This window comes from Ruminococcus sp. FC2018 (assembly GCF_000621805.1).
Classification (GTDB): Bacteria; Bacillota; Clostridia; order Oscillospirales; family Ruminococcaceae; genus Hominimerdicola.
Genome location: NZ_JHXH01000008.1, coordinates 45,898 through 65,720, shown reverse-complemented (window position 1 = coordinate 65,720; position 19,823 = coordinate 45,898). Strand labels below are relative to the sequence as shown.

19 protein-coding genes are annotated in these 19,823 nt (G+C 44.8%); 15 read left to right on the top strand and 4 right to left on the bottom strand.

What is annotated here, in order from left to right:
- The first annotated feature begins 12 nt into the window (after window positions 1-12).
- The 12 genes from T494_RS0106990 to T494_RS0106930 all read left to right on the top strand — a co-directional run bounded on the left by T494_RS0106990 (window position 13) and on the right by T494_RS0106930 (window position 14,088).
- The gene (locus T494_RS0106990; RefSeq protein ID WP_028505685.1) at window positions 13-3,069 is read left to right on the top strand and encodes a type I restriction endonuclease subunit R; all 3,057 of its coding nucleotides are present in this window, start codon (window positions 13-15) and stop codon (window positions 3,067-3,069) included.
- A gap of 83 nt (window positions 3,070-3,152) precedes the next feature.
- Window positions 3,153-4,844, top strand: coding sequence for a DUF262 domain-containing protein (locus T494_RS0106985; RefSeq protein WP_028505684.1), 1,692 nt, complete (start codon window positions 3,153-3,155; stop codon window positions 4,842-4,844).
- A 101-nt stretch (window positions 4,845-4,945) separates the two neighbouring features.
- Window positions 4,946-5,485, top strand: a complete 540-nt coding sequence (locus T494_RS0106980) for an RNA 2'-phosphotransferase (RefSeq protein ID WP_028505683.1) — start codon at window positions 4,946-4,948, stop codon at window positions 5,483-5,485.
- Window positions 5,486-6,063: 578 nt separating this feature from the next.
- Window positions 6,064-6,483 (top strand): hypothetical protein, encoded by a 420-nt coding sequence (locus T494_RS13840; RefSeq protein WP_197021135.1) that lies wholly within the window; start codon window positions 6,064-6,066, stop codon window positions 6,481-6,483.
- 284 nt (window positions 6,484-6,767) lie between these two features.
- Window positions 6,768-7,370, top strand: coding sequence for a LexA family transcriptional regulator (locus T494_RS0106970; protein WP_037344203.1), 603 nt, complete (start codon window positions 6,768-6,770; stop codon window positions 7,368-7,370).
- Between the two features lie 15 nt (window positions 7,371-7,385).
- Window positions 7,386-7,589 carry a hypothetical protein gene (locus tag T494_RS0106965; protein WP_028505680.1) on the top strand — a complete coding sequence of 68 codons (204 nt, stop codon included), beginning with the start codon at window positions 7,386-7,388 and terminating at the stop codon, window positions 7,587-7,589.
- A 63-nt stretch (window positions 7,590-7,652) separates the two neighbouring features.
- On the top strand, window positions 7,653-7,835 hold the full coding sequence (locus T494_RS13835; RefSeq protein WP_197021134.1) for a hypothetical protein: 183 nt from the start codon (window positions 7,653-7,655) through the stop codon (window positions 7,833-7,835).
- Window positions 7,836-8,391: 556 nt separating this feature from the next.
- Window positions 8,392-8,706 carry a plasmid mobilization relaxosome protein MobC gene (gene mobC, locus T494_RS12570; RefSeq protein WP_037344200.1) on the top strand — a complete coding sequence of 105 codons (315 nt, stop codon included), beginning with the start codon at window positions 8,392-8,394 and terminating at the stop codon, window positions 8,704-8,706.
- Window positions 8,703-10,166 (top strand): relaxase/mobilization nuclease domain-containing protein, encoded by a 1,464-nt coding sequence (locus tag T494_RS13410; RefSeq protein ID WP_081777250.1) that lies wholly within the window; start codon window positions 8,703-8,705, stop codon window positions 10,164-10,166. Before mobC ends, T494_RS13410 begins: the two co-directional genes overlap by 4 nt.
- A gap of 471 nt (window positions 10,167-10,637) precedes the next feature.
- Window positions 10,638-11,075 carry a hypothetical protein gene (locus T494_RS0106940; protein ID WP_028505679.1) on the top strand — a complete coding sequence of 146 codons (438 nt, stop codon included), beginning with the start codon at window positions 10,638-10,640 and terminating at the stop codon, window positions 11,073-11,075.
- A gap of 137 nt (window positions 11,076-11,212) precedes the next feature.
- Window positions 11,213-12,850: a recombinase family protein gene (locus T494_RS0106935; RefSeq protein WP_028505678.1), complete on the top strand. Its 1,638-nt coding sequence runs from the start codon at window positions 11,213-11,215 to the stop codon at window positions 12,848-12,850.
- 101 nt (window positions 12,851-12,951) lie between these two features.
- Entirely contained in the window at window positions 12,952-14,088 is a 1,137-nt protein-coding gene (locus tag T494_RS0106930; RefSeq protein WP_028505677.1) for a protein kinase, read from the top strand.
- Between the two features lie 172 nt (window positions 14,089-14,260).
- On the opposite strand, the gene T494_RS0106925 is transcribed toward T494_RS0106930, so the two are convergent.
- Window positions 14,261-15,955, bottom strand: a complete 1,695-nt coding sequence (locus T494_RS0106925; protein WP_028505676.1) for a hypothetical protein — start codon at window positions 15,953-15,955, stop codon at window positions 14,261-14,263.
- A 681-nt stretch (window positions 15,956-16,636) separates the two neighbouring features.
- On the opposite strand from T494_RS0106925, the gene T494_RS0106920 reads away from it, so the two are divergent.
- The 3 genes from T494_RS0106920 (at window position 16,637) to T494_RS12560 (ending at window position 17,986) form a co-directional block, all read left to right on the top strand.
- Window positions 16,637-16,846 (top strand): hypothetical protein, encoded by a 210-nt coding sequence (locus T494_RS0106920; protein WP_028505675.1) that lies wholly within the window; start codon window positions 16,637-16,639, stop codon window positions 16,844-16,846.
- A 16-nt stretch (window positions 16,847-16,862) separates the two neighbouring features.
- A complete protein-coding gene (locus tag T494_RS0106915; RefSeq protein WP_028505674.1) occupies window positions 16,863-17,126 on the top strand; it encodes a hypothetical protein in 264 nt (87 codons plus the stop codon).
- 278 nt (window positions 17,127-17,404) lie between these two features.
- Window positions 17,405-17,986, top strand: coding sequence for a lipocalin family protein (locus T494_RS12560; RefSeq protein WP_037344198.1), 582 nt, complete (start codon window positions 17,405-17,407; stop codon window positions 17,984-17,986).
- 87 nt (window positions 17,987-18,073) lie between these two features.
- On the opposite strand, the gene T494_RS0106905 is transcribed toward T494_RS12560, so the two are convergent.
- From T494_RS0106905 to T494_RS0106895, 3 genes are all read right to left on the bottom strand, one after another.
- The gene (locus T494_RS0106905; protein WP_028505673.1) at window positions 18,074-18,412 is read right to left on the bottom strand and encodes a TfoX/Sxy family protein; all 339 of its coding nucleotides are present in this window, start codon (window positions 18,410-18,412) and stop codon (window positions 18,074-18,076) included.
- 245 nt (window positions 18,413-18,657) lie between these two features.
- Window positions 18,658-19,104 carry a GNAT family N-acetyltransferase gene (locus T494_RS0106900; protein WP_028505672.1) on the bottom strand — a complete coding sequence of 149 codons (447 nt, stop codon included), beginning with the start codon at window positions 19,102-19,104 and terminating at the stop codon, window positions 18,658-18,660.
- A 29-nt stretch (window positions 19,105-19,133) separates the two neighbouring features.
- The gene (locus tag T494_RS0106895) at window positions 19,134-19,814 is read right to left on the bottom strand and encodes an SOS response-associated peptidase family protein (protein ID WP_028505671.1); all 681 of its coding nucleotides are present in this window, start codon (window positions 19,812-19,814) and stop codon (window positions 19,134-19,136) included.
- Window positions 19,815-19,823: the final 9 nt, after the last annotated feature.

Genomic DNA, 19,823 nt, shown 5'->3' with positions numbered 1-19,823 from the left:
GGAGCTGATAATATGTCATATACCGAAGCGAGTTATGAAAACGCAATCATACAGCTATTCGAGGAAATGGGCTACACCCACGCCTACGGTCCGGCGATTGACCGTGACTATAAGACACCGCTGTATATGGACGAGCTTACGGCGGCACTTTATCGGCTAAATCCCGCGCTCCCCGATGATGCGATTAGCGATGCACTATTTAAGCTCCAGAGCTTTGAAAACGGCGAGCTTGTGCAGAAGAACGCTGTATTCATGGATTATCTCCAGAATGGCATTGAGGTTAGATATACCGAGAAAGGCGAGGAGCGTTCTGCGCTTTGCTATCTTGTGGACTATGCAAACACGGACAACAATTCTTTTATTGTGGCGAATCAGTGGACTTTCGTTGAGAACGACGAGAAGCGCCCTGATGTTTTGCTGTTCATCAATGGTCTGCCTGTAGTACTTATGGAGCTGAAATCTCCGTCCCGTGAGGAGACTGACGCTTCGGAAGCATATACTCAGATCAGAAACTATATGCACGCTATTCCGTCCATGTTTATTTACAATGCTATATGTGTTATGAGCGATTTGTCTGAAAGCCGTGCTGGCACGATAACTTCAGGCGAAGATCGCTATATGGAATGGAAAACCAAGGACGGCAGTTATGAGAACACGCAGTATGCGCAGTTTGATACTTTCTTTGAGGGTATCTTTACGAAAGACCGTCTGCTTGACATACTGAAAAACTTTATTCTGTTTTCAAATGAAGGCTTGACAAGCTATAAGATACTTGCAGGCTATCATCAGTATTTTGCTGTCCGCAAGGCTATAGAGTCAACCAAGAAAGCAACTGTAACCGATGGTAAGGGCGGTGTGTTCTGGCACACCCAGGGCAGTGGTAAGTCGCTGTCAATGGTGTTCTATGCCCACTTGCTGCAGTTTGAACTTGAAAGCCCAACTATCGTTGTTATAACTGATAGAAATGATCTTGATGATCAGTTGTATTCGCAATTCGCAAAGTGTAAGGATTTCCTTAGGCAAGAGCCTGTCCATGCAGAGAGTCGTGAACATCTGAAAACGCTTCTCGACGGAAGAAAAGCAAATGGTATCATCTTCACAACGATGCAGAAGTTTGAAGAGTCGGGCGAGGCTCTTTCGGAGCGGCGAAACATTGTTGTTATGGCAGATGAAGCTCATAGAGGTCAGTATGGTCTTACCGAAAAGATCAAGATGACTAAGAATGAGGACGGCGAACTTGTTGCCCGTAAGGTCATCGGCACGGCTCGTGTTATCCGTGACACTCTGCCGAATGCTACATATATCGGATTTACGGGAACGCCTATCGCTATGGAAGATAGAAATACCCGTGAGGTGTTCGGTGACTATATTGATATCTATGATATGACACAGGCTGTAGAGGACGGTGCTACTCGTCCTGTTTATTATGAAAGCCGTGTCATGAAGCTGAAACTAGATGATACAACACTCAGACTTATTGATACTGAATATGATATTATGGCGCAAAATGCCGATGCTGATGTAATAGAGAAAAGCAAGCGTGAGCTTGGACAAATGGAAGCTATCCTCGGTCACGAAGATACTATCAAATCTCTCGTAGATGATATTCTTGACCATTATGAGAATTACCGTGAGAATCTCCTTACAGGTAAAGCGATGATAGTTGCGTATTCAAGAGCCATTGCTATGAAAATTTACAAGCGTATTCTTGAAGTGCGTCCTGGATGGACTGAAAAGGTAGCTGTGGTAATGACGGCTTCAAATAAAGATCCAGAAGAATGGCATGGAATCATAGGCAACAAACGCCACAAGGAGAAACTCGCAAAGAAATTCAAGGACAATGACAGTCCGCTGAAAATTGCAATCGTGGTCGATATGTGGCTTACGGGATTTGATGTGCCGTCCCTTGCAACAATGTATGTGTACAAGCCCATGATGGGATATAATCTGATGCAGGCTATCGCCCGTGTAAACAGAGTGTTCCGTGACAAAGAGGGCGGACTGGTCGTTGATTATGTCGGTATAGCAGGTGCATTGAAGCAGGCAATGAATGATTATACTGTCCGTGATAAGAAGAATTACGGCAACACAGATATCGCAAAAGTCGCTTATCCAAAATTCCAGGAGAAACTGACAGTATGCCGTGATCTTTTGCACGGATATGATTATTCAAAATTCTTTGGCGGTAATGAATTAACAGCAGGAAGAATAATTACCGGTGCAGTCAACTTCCTTATGGACAGGCAAAGAACAGATGACAGAGAAAGCTACACCAAAGAAGCACTGCTACTGAAACAGGCACTTTCACTTTGTTCCTCTATCACTGAGGAAGATGAGCGTGAAGAAGCCGCTTTCTTTGAAGCAGTCCGTGTTTTGCTTATGCGTATTCTTAACCAAGGCAACGGTAAGAAGCTGTCGCTGCCTGAAATTAATGCAAAGATCAATGAGCTTTTGAAGCAGAGCATAAAGAGCGATGGTGTTATCAATTTGTTTTCTGATAAAGCACACGATTTTTCATTGTTTGATCCTAAATTTCTGGAGGAGATCTCCAAAATGAAGGAAAAGAACCTCGCTGTGGAACTGTTGAAACGGTTGATTGCAGAACAGGTGCATATATATAAACGCACAAATCTTGTTAAGTCCGAGAAGTTCAGCGAGATAATGCAGAACGCCATGAATCGCTATCTCAATGGCATGCTGACCAATGAAGAAGTTATTCAGGAGATGCTTAATCTTGCAAAGCAGATCAGAGAAGCTAAAGAAGCAGGCGAAGAACTCGGTCTGTCCGCAGATGAGCTTGCATTCTACGATGCTCTGACAAAACCGCAGGCTATCAAGGACTTTTATGAGAATGAAGAACTTATAGCTATAACCAAAGAACTTGCTGACAAGCTGCGTAAAAACCGTACTATCGACTGGCAGAAGCGAGACAGTGCAAGAGCAAAAATGCGTATGATGATACGCAAGTTACTGAAGGATCACCGCTACCCGCCGGAGGGCATGGACGATGCTGTAACAACAGTTATGCTGCAGTGCGAACTGTGGGCAGATAATGAAGTAACTGCTTGAAATAATCATTAATATTGACGCTGAACTAATAAAACGAACTGATTCTATTCTCTAAAAAGATGTTAAAGAAATGAGGGGATTCTATGAGTAATTTGAACGATGAAAACATAACTATATTTGAAGCGTTACAAAATGTAAAGTGTGGGAAATATGTTATGCCGGCTTTTCAAAGACAATATGTTTGGAGCATGGAACAGATTGAAAAACTCTGGGATTCCATTCTTTTAGATTATCCAATATCTACATTTCTTTTTTGGCATATCGACGATAATAATGTAACATGGGATACTTATTTCTGTAATTTCCTTTCTAGTGTTACTTTTGATAATAGAAAGCAGGCTGATAGCGTTAATTATGAGCTTTCCAGTATAGATACTAAATATACTGACACAGCTATACTTGACGGTCAGCAAAGGCTGACATCACTATATCTTTCGTTATATGGAGATACATATATCAGGCAAAAATACGCGAGGAAAAAGACTGTTGGCGGTCTTGTCTCGAAACTATTGATTGAATTGAATAAGAATAAGATAGATGTCGATGAAGAAGAATATAATAGTAAAAAATATGACATCAGATTTAGTGAAAAGATAGGAAAACTGAGTCCGACGCAATTTGAGATAAGAAATATACTGGATGAAAAGTACCAGTCCGAAGAAACCCGTGAGAAAGCAATAGAGACTGCCATCATCAATGTTCCAGCTGACAGCAAGGAATATGCTCGGAATATTCTGCTGAAATTATATAATAAGATTTACAAGGAAAAACTAATTAGATATACTGAGATTCGTAATATGAACCAGGATGATGCACTCGAAATGTTTGTTAGATTCAACAGCGGTGGAAAGGCATTGAGAAAATCAGAGATAACTATGTCTGTACTTGAAGTATACTGGCCAAGCGCTAAGACCGAATTTGGTAAACTGCTTGTGGATTCATATAATGGATTTGGTTCGGATTTTATAATTCGTTCAGCACTTATGCTTTATGGCGATGTTGTAAAATCAAATATTAATAAACAAATTGCAGAAGAGCTTAAGAACAATTGGAATTGTTTTAAAAAAGCAATGAAATGTTTGGAAACAGTATTAAAGCATCTTAAAATAGAGGTAAGTAGATTTTCAAGTAGTTGGAATGTTCTTTTGCCAATTCTGTACTCGATATACTATAATCAGGATTATGAAAAGAACTTGGATGATATTAGAGCATATTTGATGAGGGCTATTCTATTTGCTTATTTCCGTTCAGGTACGACAAGTAAGCTTCAGCAGATGAAAAGCAATATTAATAGCTACGACTATGAAATCACAATAGATATGCTGGATCAAATTTCTGAACTCAAAGTTACTGATGGAAAGATTGAAGATATTCTGAACTCTGAAAAAGGAAGCAGAGTTGCAGGGGAGGCTTTGTATTATTTGAGCCTTGATTGGGTTAATAGGAATTATAAGTACGAGCAAGATCACCTTCATCCATATGATAGATTTGATGGAAACAAACCAATTTCTATTTCTATGGAGGATTGGAGAAAATGGAGAGGCAATAGAAATCGTCTGCCAAATCTTCAGCTGCTTGAAGGTAGTAGTAATGGAAGTAAGAATGATATGCCACTTATTGATTACTATAATGATAAAAACGAAAGCCAGAAAGAAGACTTCATAAAACAAGCTATTATTCCGGAAGGAATATCTATGGAGTTTTGCTCATTTGGAGATTTTTATGAAAAGAGAAAAGAATTGCTTGCAAAGAAGATTCGTGCTTTGCTTGAATAGCACAAACAGAACTAGCTGGAGAAGGTAATAATAGATTTGCTAATTGAGAAGAGTATCTTGATTGACAACACTATTGAATGAAAAAACAATTAGGAGTCCCTATGAATTACGTCAGACTAAGCAAAGAAATATCATACGCTCTCCGTCACGCTCCGTGGGAGTATGAGCTGGAGCTTGACAGCGAGGGCTTTGTTCCCACATCGCAGCTGCTTGAGGCAATAAATGAAAATGGCAAGCACGGCAGAGTGATAACCGTGAGTGACATCGAATACATAATCGCAAATTCGGACAAGACTCGATTCGAGATAAAGGGTGATAAGGTGCGTGCACTGTACGGGCACACGATACCAATGCACATCTCGAAAGAGCCGATCGTTCCGCCTGCGATACTTTATCACGGCACTACGCACAAGGCGGCGCAGATCATTCTGAAAGATGGTTTGAAACCGATGAAGCGGCAGTATGTTCATCTTTCTGTCGATACCGATACGGCTGTGCAGGTCGGCAAGCGCAGGGACAGCGATCCTGTCATTCTGAAGATAGACGCAGCCAAAGCACACAGCGACGGGGTTAAGTTTTATAAAGGCAACGACAAAGTTGTGCTTGCCGACTATATTCCGCCAGAGTATATTTCAATGTGAAACCTCGCACCTGTTCACCCGAGCAGGTGCTTTTTCTTTCTGATATCAAATTGAACAAACACTTAGATATGATGATGAATGTCAATAAGTTTGCAGCGAATCCACCAGACAAAATTATCCACCTGTTATATTAGGTGGCAGTTGCGAAAGATTTCGCATGTCAGTAGAAGAGGTTGCGTTTGGCTACTCAAGCATTTAATGAAAAAATAAAGAAAATGAGCAAAAATCCGAGGCAGAATTGAAAAAGTGTGATATAATATGGATGAACTGTTGGAAACAGACGAGAAACTGGCATAACAAAGACGTAACCGATTTTCTGAAAAGGAAAATTCAAATTCTCCACGCGCACCAAGCCCAATTCGCTACTACAGGAGGTTTAAACGCCAATGTCACAATTTAACCAAGATCCCAATTTTGCTGGGATGATGAACGAGCAACAGCTTAATCAGTTAAGTAACGCTTTATATAGCTACTGCAAAGTAATGCGTGTGCCCAAGCTGGGAGCAGCCCCCGTTGTGGTGACTGTACTTGAGGGTTTGGTACTAACTCTTGTCATTACAGCCCTAGGGGAGAGTCTCTTGACTGGTGTGATAATAGGCGCCTCAGTAAGTGCTGTGTTTGCTTTTCTTTGCTGGCTCGTTATCAGATATCGAAAAGGAGCATCAAAAAGGTTCAACTCCTACCTTGCCGCAGACGGCGGGCGCAGCATGTACATCGACTTTGCCTATGCACAGCCATTTGCGAATGATCAGTTCAGGCTTGGCAGATATTATCTGTTTATCAAAAACGGAGCCATTCTCAGGATCGACAGCATTGTAGATATAGTAACGATAGTAGGTCATTACCGTGCGGTTCCCACATATGTTGGTTTGAGCGCTGCTGTTAACGATGAGAACGGCAAGATGTCATTTCCGCTTTGCAGGGTGCATATGCTGAATGCTCAGGCAGAGGTTGAAATGATACGTAATGCAGTGATGCAAAGGCATTGGTCTGTATGAACACTGAAACATAATACTCACTACGCACTTGCCCATCCGAGCAGGTGCTATTTCTTTCTGTCATAAATCAAACAAGTTCCCGTCAAAATGACGAATGTCTCACAGCGTTTAGAATCCGATAATGTGACAGATAATGAACACGGTGTCACTTTTCAATGTTCGGTTTTGTTGTTAAAGTGCTGAAATTTGTGACAAAGGTCATTGTGACTATTGACACATTGACTTGACTGTGATATATTATACTTGTGACAGTGGTCATATATGTTTGACACGGAGGAATTGATATGAATAAGCAGCAGGCAATAAAGGATATGATCGAGTACATCGACAAGCACTATATGAAACATAAGTACACGCCGTCTTTGCGTGATATCGAGGCAGAGCTCGGCTTTTCAAGACAGACTGCACTTCGGTATCTGCAGGAGCTTGACGACCAGGGTGTTCTGAAATATGACGGCAAAACTATCATCACACAGAGGATAGCGCAGCTCACCACAGACGATACAGTCCGTGTTCCGGTGGTCGGTTCTATCCCGTGTGGAGTGCCGACAAGCGAGGAGCAGACGAGAGGAAAGTATCTGTCGATACCAAAGTCGTGGGTGCGCTCGGGCAAGCACTATATCCTCAAAGCCAGCGGTGATTCTATGATAGATGCAGGTATTGACGACGGTGACCTTGTGCTTGTCAAGATGACAAAGAAAGCAGAGCTCGGTCAGATAGTCGCTGCCCTTGACGAGAACAATCAGAGCACACTCAAAAGACTTGTGTTCGATGCGAAAAAGGAAAGACCTGTTCTCCACGCCGAGAACAAGCGGTACAAAGATATATGCCCACAGCAGATAGTGATACAGGGAGTGGCGGTGAAAGTTATCAAGGATCTGCTGTAAGAACAGGAGAAGAAATTGCAGACCAGTGACAACAGACGAAAGATGCCCAAGCTGAAGTGCCCCCATTGCGGCGGACGGTGTGCAGACGTGGCAGATGCAAAACTGAAAAACCAAAGCGTGCTGACAAAGACAGAAAGTGAACCTGCGGACTTTATGATAGAGTGTCCGAGATGCCACAAGTTGTTCGGGCTGTACATCAAGCTGCTGCACAGTGCGTGATTTTGAACAATAGGAGAACTGTTATGACAATGATTGAGGGCAAGGATACCGAACATATTATTAATGAAATCATCAGAATCAGATTCAATAAAAGGTCTGCCAACTGCTCCTTCTGATCTGATCATACACAGTTTCGATGAGATCAACGCTGAGTTGGAAGAAAGCTATAAGGACGGAAACTTTGACAAAGGTGGAAGACCTGCCGAAGAAGTGTTTGCAGATTTACGAAAAGAATTCGGATTGTAGTATAGTTCAACTTGTGCAATTTTTGCACATGCTCAAATACACCACAACAAAACAGTTGTAGTCTAACCATCCACCCGGCGGTGAATTCGGGAACAATGGGTCGGGATCATTACAATATCAGAGCATTGCTCTGTGCGTATGATCCCGGCTCTTTTTGTTTTTTGAAATGACACCTGTGACACGATGACACTTGAATATGGGGATATATATGTGTGCAGTTCAAGTGTCACAACTGTCATAACTGTCACAACCGTCATCGAAAAAAATGGCATGGCAGTGACGATAGTGACGATAAAAATCGGTGCAGTTTTATCGTACCTGAAAGTTAAAATGAAAAACTGTTCGCAGCAGTTTAGTAGCAGATGCTTTTTCCCTTTCTGCCAATATCTTTGCTCACAAAGTGTACCCTTATGTGCAGAGCCTTGTCTCTTTTGCCGACCTCGGTCGGCGTGGCAAGCATAGCGCTGTGGCACCCACCCGCACTTTGCGGGCGCAGCCTTTGCACAAATGCGGGCGAACCCGCACCCCTTATTCTATCAGCGAAAGGAGAAAACTCATGGCGAGAAAACAGACCGAGCGAATGAATCTTCGTATGACTCCCGAGGAAAAGAAAATGATTTTTGAGAGAGTCATCCAGGCAGGCTGCCCGTCCATCAACCGATTCGTTGTGAAAATGTGTTCGGAAGGGAAAATAGTTTCAAACGATGCGCTCAAAGAGATAAATAAAGAGCTTCACTACCAGGGCAACAATCTTAACCAGCTCACAAGGCTGGCTCACCTCGGTGAGATAAAGGTCATCGACCTGTCAAAACTGCTTGCGACATACGAAAAGCTGCTGGAAACAATCGCAAAGGAGAGTGAAAAGTCATAGCTATCATTCAGAATATCCCCGAGAGCAAACAGACTCCCTCGGCGCAGGGCAGGCTCATAAGCTACTGCATCAGACCTGACAAGACGCAGCTCAACGAGCAGGTCAAGCTGGTCAGCGGACATAATTGTGTGCCCGAGCTTGCACAGAAATCTTTTCTTGCAACCCAGGCGCTCTATGCCGCCGAGCAGGAGATGAGACTCGGCAAGGGGAAGAACAACGTAAGGTTTTATCAGTACGTCCAGTCGTTCAGTCCGAAGGATAACATCTCACCCGAGCAGGCGCACGACATCGGTATGCAGTTCGTCAAGGAGTTCTTTCCAAAGCACGAGGTGCTGGTGGCGACTCACCTTGACAACGGACAGTACCACAATCATTTTGTTATCAATGCAACGAGTTTTGCAGATGGTCAAAAGCTTCACATGAACAAGTTCACACTTGCGAAGATGCGTCAGCTCAATGACGAGATATGCGCTGCTCACGGACTTAAAGTGCTCGAGCCTTACGATCCAAGAAAGCCGAGCATCAACCTCGGACAGAGAGAATACCGAGCACAGCAAAGGGGCAGCAGCTGGAAGTTTGACTTGCTGTATGAGATAACAAATCTGATGAAGACCTGCGGCAGCAGGAAAGAGTTTATCCACCGCCTGCGTGAGAAAGGCTACGATGTCAGGTGGGAGGAGCAGCAAAAAACTATGACCTACACCTGTCCCAACGGGCGAAAGGTCAGGGACAACAAACTGCACGATACAAGATTTTTAAAGGAGGCAATGCAGCGTGAGTTCAGAATCAGAGAACAATACCTTGAACAGATTGCTCGGCTCGCAAAAGAGGGCGGCGGAGGAAATTCAAGAGATACCGTACCAGCCGACAGTCTATGCGATACCCAAGGATCACTGGGAGCTGATGCTTTCACAGCTTGGGCAGCAGACAGAATTTCAGGAAAAGCTGTACCAGGTAATGAAGCGAATGCCAACGGCGCAGGGAATGGTGAACTGCATAAGTTCGACTATGCTGGATTCGGAGCAGACGATATCAAGGCAGACTTCGGAGGTGAAAGAGCTGCTCCAACAGGTTGGGAGGAGTCGAGAAGAGTTTACTTCGAGGCTGTCATCGCAGCTGTCCGAGAGCAGACAAGAGATGCTCAAAACAATAGATACTCTGAACAAGAGGCTGAGGATCTTCTCAATAGCAGTGCTGTCAATATCGGTGGTGCTGTCGGCACTGGTCTGGGTGCTGTTATCTCACTTGCTGAAATGAGCGAGAGCGATGATCCCGAGGAGATACGCAAACGCATAGAGGCTCAGCTTGCAGGTCAGAACCTTGGGTTCATCATAGGCATTGTAATAGCTTTGCTGAAAGAGGATAACCAGGAAAAGGCAGAGCAGCAAGAGCGTTTTGATGAGCAAGAGCAAAGGGAGGAACAGGACGAGGAGCAGACGGACGAGATGCAGATGATGTAATTCCGGATACCGAAACGGTACTGAGCCGTGGAGTAACGAATCGTTACCCCATAGAATTCAGTCCCAAAACAGGACCGAGTGCCCAAAATGGACTTTTGGTATCGACGCAGTCCCAATACAGGACAGCGTCTCTGTGACGGGACAAAACATCCCGTCATCGTGGAGTACGCATACGGTACCCCATCATAACCGGCACGAAACTGTGCGGGTAACTATGGGGTGGCAAATCACCACCTCGGCAAAGGGGTGAACGAATCGTTCAGTCCTTATAAAAACAAAGGGGTGGACAAAACGCCCACCCCTTGTGAAAACTCAAAGGTGTTTCCAAAACGGAAACACCTTAACGGTGAACAAATCGTCCACCGTGGTATACCCTGAAACAAGGTACACCACCCGCCTCAGAACAGGGCAGGTGAAAAGGGTATCACGAATCATGACACCCTTTGAATAAAGACGAAAGGAAAGATGCAAATGAAAGAACAAGGGAACGAAAACATCAGTCAGAAGATACTTCCAAAGGACGAGCAGGGGCTTGAAATACCCGAGTGCCAAAAGGGTGACTCGGCTGTGCTCGGTTACTCCGACTACCCTATGAACGACGGCGTGACCTACCGTGTGTGGTCGGCAAGCAACGATGATATGTCACCGCAGGAAAGGCTTCAGAATCTTATGGTGCGAAGTGCTGAGTCAGGCGAGGAAGTGGGGGAGCAGGTCAGCTGGCAGCAGAAAGAGGAGAAAAGGATACTTCGTGAGACTATCGAGGCTATGCCCGAAAGATGCAGACCAAAGCCCGACCCGTTCCTTGAGCAGAGAGAAAATGAGCTGATGAAGTATAGGAAAATGACCGACCCATACGAAATGAAGCTGCCCGATGAGGAGGAAGAACTCGATATCAAAATGGATATGTAGTTTGCTGCAATGCTTGCCGATGTTTTTATGCACTCCTCCAAAATGTACTGTGTGGTCTGGATATGTGCAGGCGGCTGTGGTATACTGTCCGTTTGAAAGAAAAGGTCAGCCACACAGGCGCAGAAAGGAGAGCATTTATGGAAAAGACGATCGATCAGCCTAAAAAAGCTGCACTGTACTGCCGACTGTCTGTAGATGATGGACGCAGCGGTGAGAGCATCAGCATCGAGTCGCAGAAGATACTGCTCAAGCAGTACTGTAAGGGCCACGGGATAACCGACTACGAGGTATACGATGATGACGGTTACAGCGGAACCAACTTTGAACGACCTGCGTTTGAGCGAATGCGTGAGGACATCGAAAACGGCCGTATAGACACAGTCATTGTTAAAGACCAGTCGAGGTTCGGGCGCTCTTACATCGAGGTGGGAATGTATGTGGAGGAGTTCAAGGACAAAGGCGTAAGGTTCATAGCTGTCGATGACGGCTATGATTCGATGAAAAGTGACTATGATATGATGTTTCCGATGAGAAATGTCATAAACGAATACTACGCAAGGGAAGCCTCGAAAAAGACCAAGTCGGCAAAGCGAGCCAAAGCAAAGGAAGGACAGTACATCGGCTCCCGTCCGCCGTTTGGCTACAAGCTCGACCCCAAAGACCGTCACCACCTTGTTATTGACGAGCCTGCCGCTGAAACGGTCAGACGGATCTTCAGACTTGCCGCACAGGGCGTGGGCTACAACCGCATGACCAAGATCTTCAGAGAGGAAAAACTGCTCACACCGATAGCCTACTTCAATCAGCACAACCCCGATTACTACAAGTCGGACTACTGGCGCAAGGACTTCGACTGGCACGTAACATCTATCAGAGTGATACTCGATAACGAGGTCTATCTCGGAAAGCTGGTCTACGGCAAGCAGAAAAACAAGTCGATGAAAAGTAAGGAAAAGGTCAAGTGCCCCAGAGATGAATGGATAGTTGTCGAGAACTGCCACGAGCCGATAATCTCCCAGGAGCTGTGGGACACGGTGCATAAGATACTTGCCGCCAAGCACCGCCCGACACAAAGCGGAAAGGTGCAGATATTCGCAGGGCTTGTGTACTGTTCGGACTGCGGTCACGCACTGACATACTCGCAGAAGAAAAAGAGTGACGGAACGTATCACGGCGCATACTCCTGCTGGATGTACAAAACCCACGGCAAGGAATACTGTGCCTCGCATTACATCACTTATGATGTGCTGTATCAGCTTGTGTTCTGCGACTTGCAGAAAATGATAGGCTGCTGTGCAAAGGACATAATCGGGTTCAGAAAGTTCCTGCAAAGCAGATGCAAAAGCAGTTCACGCAGACAGCTTGAAAGCATTGTAAACGAAGCCGAGCGAAAGCAGACAAGACAAAAAGAGATAGACAAGATACTTTCAAAGCTGTACGAGGATTCCGCACTGGGAAAGATACCCGAATCGAGATATGAGCAGATGTCTGAAAAGTACGAGCAGGAGCAAAAGGAGTTAAGTCAGGGCATACTTCAGCTCAAACAGGAATTTGACGAGGCGAAAAAGCAAACCGACGCATCGGACAGGTTCATCAACATCGTAAAGAAATACACCTATATTAACGAGCTTGATGCGAACATACTCAATGAGCTTATCGACAGGATAGTCGTTCACCATAAGGAAAAGGACCAAAGCGGCAGGACATACCAGCAGATAGAAATATACTACCGTTTCATCGGCAGGCTCAAACCGCAGACTGATATAATGACATGAGGATTCAGGTAGCCGACAAAAAAGAATTCAGTATGATGCCACTTGCTAAATCATGAATCTTGTGGTATACTAAAGTCAAGATCACGAAAGGAGGCATTGGTATGACCTACGAACTCAGGCATTTTGATACGCCGCTTATAAGGTTTACGGCTACCGAGGATACAAACGAGCCGGAGATAGAAATACTGTGGGTAAATGAAAAAAAGAGACAGCTGATGCCTCTTGACCTGGAAGTTGACGGAGAAGGCGTATCACGCTGGCTCAGGAACAGGACAATACCAAAGAACAGAGCATATGTCAGCAGCTTTCTTGCAAAATGCGGAATGAGCATCAACAGACCGATGAACATAATCAGAGTTTCAAAGGGTATGTCCTTGAATGATTGTTACTGGGTAGTTGAAGAAGGCTTTGGAGGCAGCTTTGATAAATACAACCTGTATGACAACAGGTTCAGCCGGATACTCGGGCTCATTGCTTTCACAGGCTTCGGAAGCTCGGTAAGATCATCACTTGCTTCTTGTCCTGAGTTTACCACCAATGGAATGCTCCCGAAATGCTGGAGAAGAGTTGAGGGGAAGATACAGCTTTTCAAGGGCGGTACAAAGGGTGCATCAAATACAGGCTTTGAACCGTATTCGGAATACTATGCTTGCCAGATAGCAAAGGTACTTGGCATAGATACTGTCGATTACAGCATTGCAAAGTGGAAAGGTGAGCTGTGCTCTACCTGTGAACTGTTCACAAGCAAGCAGAGGTCATTTATCCCGGTAGGAAGACTTGTCCGAAAGGGCGGTATGAAAGCAGTAAGAGCGTACTATGAGTCGCTTGGTAAGAAATACACTAAGGCTCTTGATGATATGCTCGTTCTTGACGCTGTAATCTGCAATACCGACCGACATTTTGGAAACTTTGGGTTCATGGTGGATAACAAGACAAATAAGATAGTTGAACCTGCGCCGCTGTTCGATCACGGAAACTCACTGTTCAATCTTGCAGGACTTGACAGCTTTGTGAGTGAAAAAGCACTTGATGATTATGCAAGTACGCTTGTTCCCAGCGTGTATGATGACTTTATCGGCACAGCAAAAGCGGTGCTTACGGGCAAGCACAAAGAGGGCTTGAGAAAACTGCTTGATTTCAGGTTTCAAAAGCATCCACGCTATAATCTTGACAGCAAACGGCTAAAGCTTATCGAAGATCAGATACACAAGAGAGCAAAGCAGCTTCTTGAAAACTAATTCGGTCAATGATAATAAACGGGACTTTGTTCCTTCGGTGGTAATTTCTCTTTTCTGCTGATAAAATGTAATACGGAGAATACGCTATAGTTTAAAACAAAAGCAGCACCCGTACTTTGTGTACGAGTGCTGTTTTGAATTATCAAACACAGTATGATTTATTGCTATCTTATCAGATCCAGCAGAATGCTCCGCCCGGTGCGTAGTTCCATTCTTCTCCGCCTTTCCACAGGTTCCAGCCGCAGTCAAGGAGCTGATACTTCTGCTCGGTTGCTCCGACCTGGTCGATGTTGATGCCCATATAGAAAGTCTTTTCATAATAGACCTCTCTGAAGATTCTGTCTGCATCGCCGTTGCTTCCGTCGATAGCTTTGCTTGTAACGAGGTTTGCGTTCTGAGGAACTGCTGTTGTGTCGATGCCAACGTTGTTCAGAAGTGTTCGGATAGATATGCCCTTACCGGAGCAGTATTTAGCTATTGCTTTGAAGTCATCAAACTCTATGCTCTTTTTGCATATCCTGCCATTGTACCAGTCCTGAATGGTTTTGGACATATTGTCGTGATACTTGCCGTCGTAGTAGGAAGCGTTGCCATGGATCTCATAGCCGACCTTATCATTGACCTCACGGCCTGTTCCTTGTGGATTCTTGTTTACAAAGATCATTCTGGATCTGTTGAATGTGAAATCGTACAGATTCTTGAACAGCGCTGAGGATGTTTGCAGGGCTGCGAGCTCTTCATCGGTGTAGTATACGGGAGTTACCTTTACGAAGGAATTGTAGCTTATTTTAACACAGTAGTAATCCTTATTGGGGTTGAGTTTGTCAACGTTGTGTTCTACCTTGGAGTCAGCAGGGAGTATTCTTCCGCCGGTACCGTTAAAGTACTTTACTGCCTTGCCGTTAAAATAAACTATATTTCCGTTCTGGCTTGCGATATGTTCGCTTATGCTCTTTATCTCGCCAATGATGTCGTTTCTGTTGAGGCAGATGTGAGACTTGAAAGCAGGGTCGACCTTGTCCTGATATTCCTTTGGAAGCTGGCTGATGTAGAGCTGTGCGCTGAGGCACTCTGTAAGTGTGGTGCAGCCTGCGATGTATGTCTGCATAAGTGCGTCGCAAAGAGGCTTTGCCTTGTCAATAGCCTCGCCGCTGAACATTGACTGTGCACAGAAATGTCTGTAGGTAAGCTCAAAAATGTTGGTGTTTGCAGTAGCTGAAGGATTCATGAACAGCTCGTTGAGCTGACCAAGTATGTTTTCAAACTTTATGTCCCACTCGCTGTATGCGCCTGCGAGGGAGCCGATCTTTGCGATCTTGTCAAGCTGTGTGAGGGAAGTGTCTGTTGAGATCTCGCTGATCTTTCTTCTCATTGCCTTGGTCTGTGCCTTAAAAGCTGTGTAAGCCTCGTGGAAGCTCTGAACGCCTATGTCTGTTTCCATTGTGGAGATCAGCTCGTTCTGCATCTTGTCGATGCGGTCAAACAGCTTGTCTATCTTTTCGTTTATCTTATCAAGCTTTTCCTGGGTAGGATCAGGCTTAGCGCCTATGAACAGATCAAGTATTCCGCTGAGTGCCGGTGTAAAGAACTTGCCCAGCTCTGTGCATTCCTCAAGCACCTTGAAAATAGTTTTAGATGTAACGTTCTTGACTGTCAGCAGCTCTCTGTCCACCTTAACATATGAGCCGTAGTTTTCTGCTGTTGTAATAGCGGTATTTGTGTTCATGTTTACAACTGCCTGAGTGTTGTCAGCAGATGCAGCGAAGGTTGCCGCTGTGGACATCATCATTATTGCCGCCAGTGCTGCGGTGAGGGTCCTCTTTATTTTTCCGTTTGTTTTCTTGGTAGTGTTAGTTGTGTTTGTCATAGTGATTCCTCCTTAGATGTCCTTTTGTGGTTTTTGCTTTTCTCTGTCTATATAATAGCCTCATTTTGCATAAAATTCAATAGATAATATATCCCCACTTTGTAGTAAATGCTGCACGCAAACGTTTGCAAAGTAAATTATGCTACAAGTGCAGGTGAAACTGTAGTCAAAAAACTGCTGTGTGACACAAATACGCCAAAGGGCAAAAACTTGTGCTCTTAAATCAGCTGATAAAGATCCAAAACTGCTTGACAAAGCCCAAAGAGTATGGTATACTGACAAAAAAGAGCAACGAACAAGCGTTCGATTTTGTCGCTTTAAAAACAGCTCACGGTCGCGTGTTCAAGTCACGTTTCCAGCTCTTAAAAATCCGTCCGAGAACATTGGGCGGATTTTTTTGCAGCGCATTCGTAGGATCGTCCGCAAGGACGGTAAGTGCAGAGCCGCAGGTTCGAGCCCCGTCACCAGCTTATTCACTATCGTTTGCGATAGTGCAAAACCTCCGTAGATACGACATCTGCGGAGTTTTTTGCTGTCTCTTTTTGTTAATGACCACCCGTGGAGTGTACAGGGGACGTTTTGCTTGAAATTACCAAAAGTGTCATACCCCTTGTGTCACTGTGGCATAACATATGAAGTACCCAATAGATAAAGAGTTATATATCTTACTTATATCTAACTATGAACAAGTTCACGCTTGCGAAAATGCGTCATCTCAATGACGAGATATGCGTCGCTCACGGGTTGAAAGTGCTCAAGCCTTACGACCCTCACAAAACAAGCATCAACCTCGGGCACAGAGAGTACAGGGCACAGGAAATGGTGAACTGCATCAACTCCACAATGCAGGATTGGGAACAGGCGATAACCAAACAGACAACACAAGTCTAAGAGCTGCTGCAACAGGTTGGTAAGAGTTTACTTCAAAGCTGTCGTCGCAGCTGTCCGAGGGCGGACAAGAGATGCACAAAACAATAGATACGCTGAACAAGAGGCTGAGGATCTACTCGATAGCAGTGATGTCAGTATCGGTGGTGCTGTCGTCAGATATCTCGTGCAAGCGTTCTTCAACAGCGGCTCGAACTATTTGTCACCGTATTTCTGGCTTACAATGGGTATCTGCTGGAGCTATTTAGCAGCAAAGAAAGCCAAGGCGAAGTCAAAAGGATAATATCTAAGGCGGTATCGGGAGCTTTCCCGGTGCCGCTTTTTCAACAAGTTGTATTGGATAAAGTGCACTAAAAAAGTGCAAGTTATACGTGGTAAATGCACAATTACATTTTTAAATTAACAAAATTTTAAGTCAATCTTACAAAATTGTCTCAATAGCCTTGACATTGCTTTATAATAGATGGTATACTCACATACGATCAAAAGATCAAAATGATCAACAAAGCCGGGGGGACGCAAATACGCCTTTCCGAGCGATAATGAAAGGAAAGAAACACTATGAAAAAGATTCTTGCAGCAATTTTAGCAGTAACAATGGTGATGTCATTTGCAGCTTGCGGCGACAGCTCAAGCAGCAAGGCTGATTCTTCATCTAAGACAAGCTCCAGCAGCAAGGCTGATTCTTCAGCAGCTGATAGCTCTGCAGCAGACAGCTCCGCAGCAGACAGCTCTGCTACACAGGCAGTTTCAGTTGTAGGTGCATGGACAGTTTCCGGCGGCATGAAGGCTGACGGCACTGAGCTTTCGTTGGAAGAGCTCGCACAGGCTAACGGATCAACTGTTGAGTCTATGAAGGCCACAACTGTATTCAACGAGGACGGAACTTGCAATGGATATTCCGAGGGCAAGAACAGTAAGGGCACATACACTGTTGAAGGCAACACAGTTACAATAAAAGACAGCGACGGCGAAACATCCGTTATGACTATTAACGGCGACAAGCTGAATTTAAAGATTGATGACAACACCCAGATGGTAATGACAAAGGATCCTTCATTCACAGCACCTTCAGCTGATGGTGACGCAAAGCAGGGCGATGCTCAGCAGGGCGACGGTGCACAGGAGCAGGCAGCTGAGTAATTGCCGGATAGGTAAAAGCCATAATTTTTTGAATATATCTGATGCGGTATCGGGAATTTCCCCGGTGCCGCATTTTTGTTTCACGTTTCATTTTTTGTCAGACTTTCTTGTTTTCGGCTTGTGTTCGGGCAGCTCGCTGAACATTTCCGATACCATTTTTTGCAGTAATTCTCTATCATCAATTATCGTTACGGGCAGCATTTCCTTTGCCCCATCATACGGCGGGCGAGCAATGCTGTCGGGCATATATTTTCGGCTTGCTTTAGTTTTTTTCACCATAAATCCACCTGAGTATATACCACCGAAAATGCGTTCCCGATAGTAAAATATATAGCCGCCCATCATAGGTATTTTACGGATATCTCCCAACTCCTCAAGCTGCTGTGTTATGTATTCGGCAAGCTCTTTAGCTTTTGATCTTTCCATATCAAATACTCCTTTATAACCCTGATATGTCTGAATCCGAGTTCCATCTACAAATTTGAACTTTGCGGTATCATATCTGAGCATATTTATCATCAAATTCATTGAGGTCAAGCAAATAGAACTTCTTTCCTCTGCGTCTGTTTTCGATAGAAGTGCTCCGGTGATATTCAAAAATGCAGCTTTCAGTCTCTTTCAGGGTATCCGGATTGATTCATAGTGTTTCCTCCATAAAGTCATTGCTGATATTATAATTCTGCTCCCATCAGTATGACCTCATCTTCCTTTTTAAAGCCATATTTTTCGTAAAACTCAGGCAGAATGCCCTCTCCGGCGGTGATAAGGTGAACACCCGCCATACCCTGCGCCTTTATATCTGCCAGGCACTTTTCAAGCAGTTCCTTTGCGATACCTCTGCGCTGATAGTCGGGATCAACAGCAAGGTCATTGATCTCAAAAGTCCTGCCGTAATGGAACAGCATCGATGTTCCGAGGATAAAGCCGACAACCTCGCCGTCAATGACGTATTCAAGACCGTAGGATTGCTTGGACTCTAACAGCTCACGAACGTGAATGACAGCATCTTCCGGTTTCCACGGATCATTCCACGGCTCACCCGAAAAGGCTTTTGCATATATGTCACCATAGTGCCGAATATGCTCCATAGTGATCGGTCGAATGTTATCTTTACTCATAATTTTCCTCCAATAAAGCGGTACATAGTTCAGGTCTGCATAAACTCAGGTTCAGGATAGTCCTTCGCTTTCTCCATAACCATATTCGTCAGAGCATTCTTCGCTATCCTGCCTGGATCACCGTCGGGACGCACCCATTCACGCAAGCTGTCTTTGCAGAGGATAAGGGGCATTCGGTCATGGATAGCGCTTACGGGTTCGACCGATTCTCTTGTTATCACGGCAAACATCGGTATCTGAACACCTCTATGCTCCTCAAAGCGGTACAGTCCTGCAAGGTATGTGATCTCAGCTCCTTCCGGCTGTATCGCATACTTTTCTTTTTTGATGTTCCGCTGTTCATTTGCGTTATGATAGCCGACCTCAGAGGGCGGTATGCCCCATTCGTAGTACCACGATGCCGGAATTACGCACCGCCGCCTGAACCAAGAGTCTTTCCATACGGGCTTCCGGTCAGCTGTTTCGATACGGCAGTTGATTAGCGGTTTTGATGATCGTTCGACCGTGAAGCCCCATATCATAGGAAACACCGCCATATTTCCTTGCTTGTTCGGAGCGAACACCGCTGCCATATCAGTGGGACGGATATTGCCCGACATTTCTCCCGAACGTGACATAGTGTTCCTGATCGTATCCGCAAGCGGTAGCTGCTGTGCCTTTGTGATGATCGGTGACAGCGTAGTTTTTCCAGCATAGAACCAAGTACACATGGTGTCCCC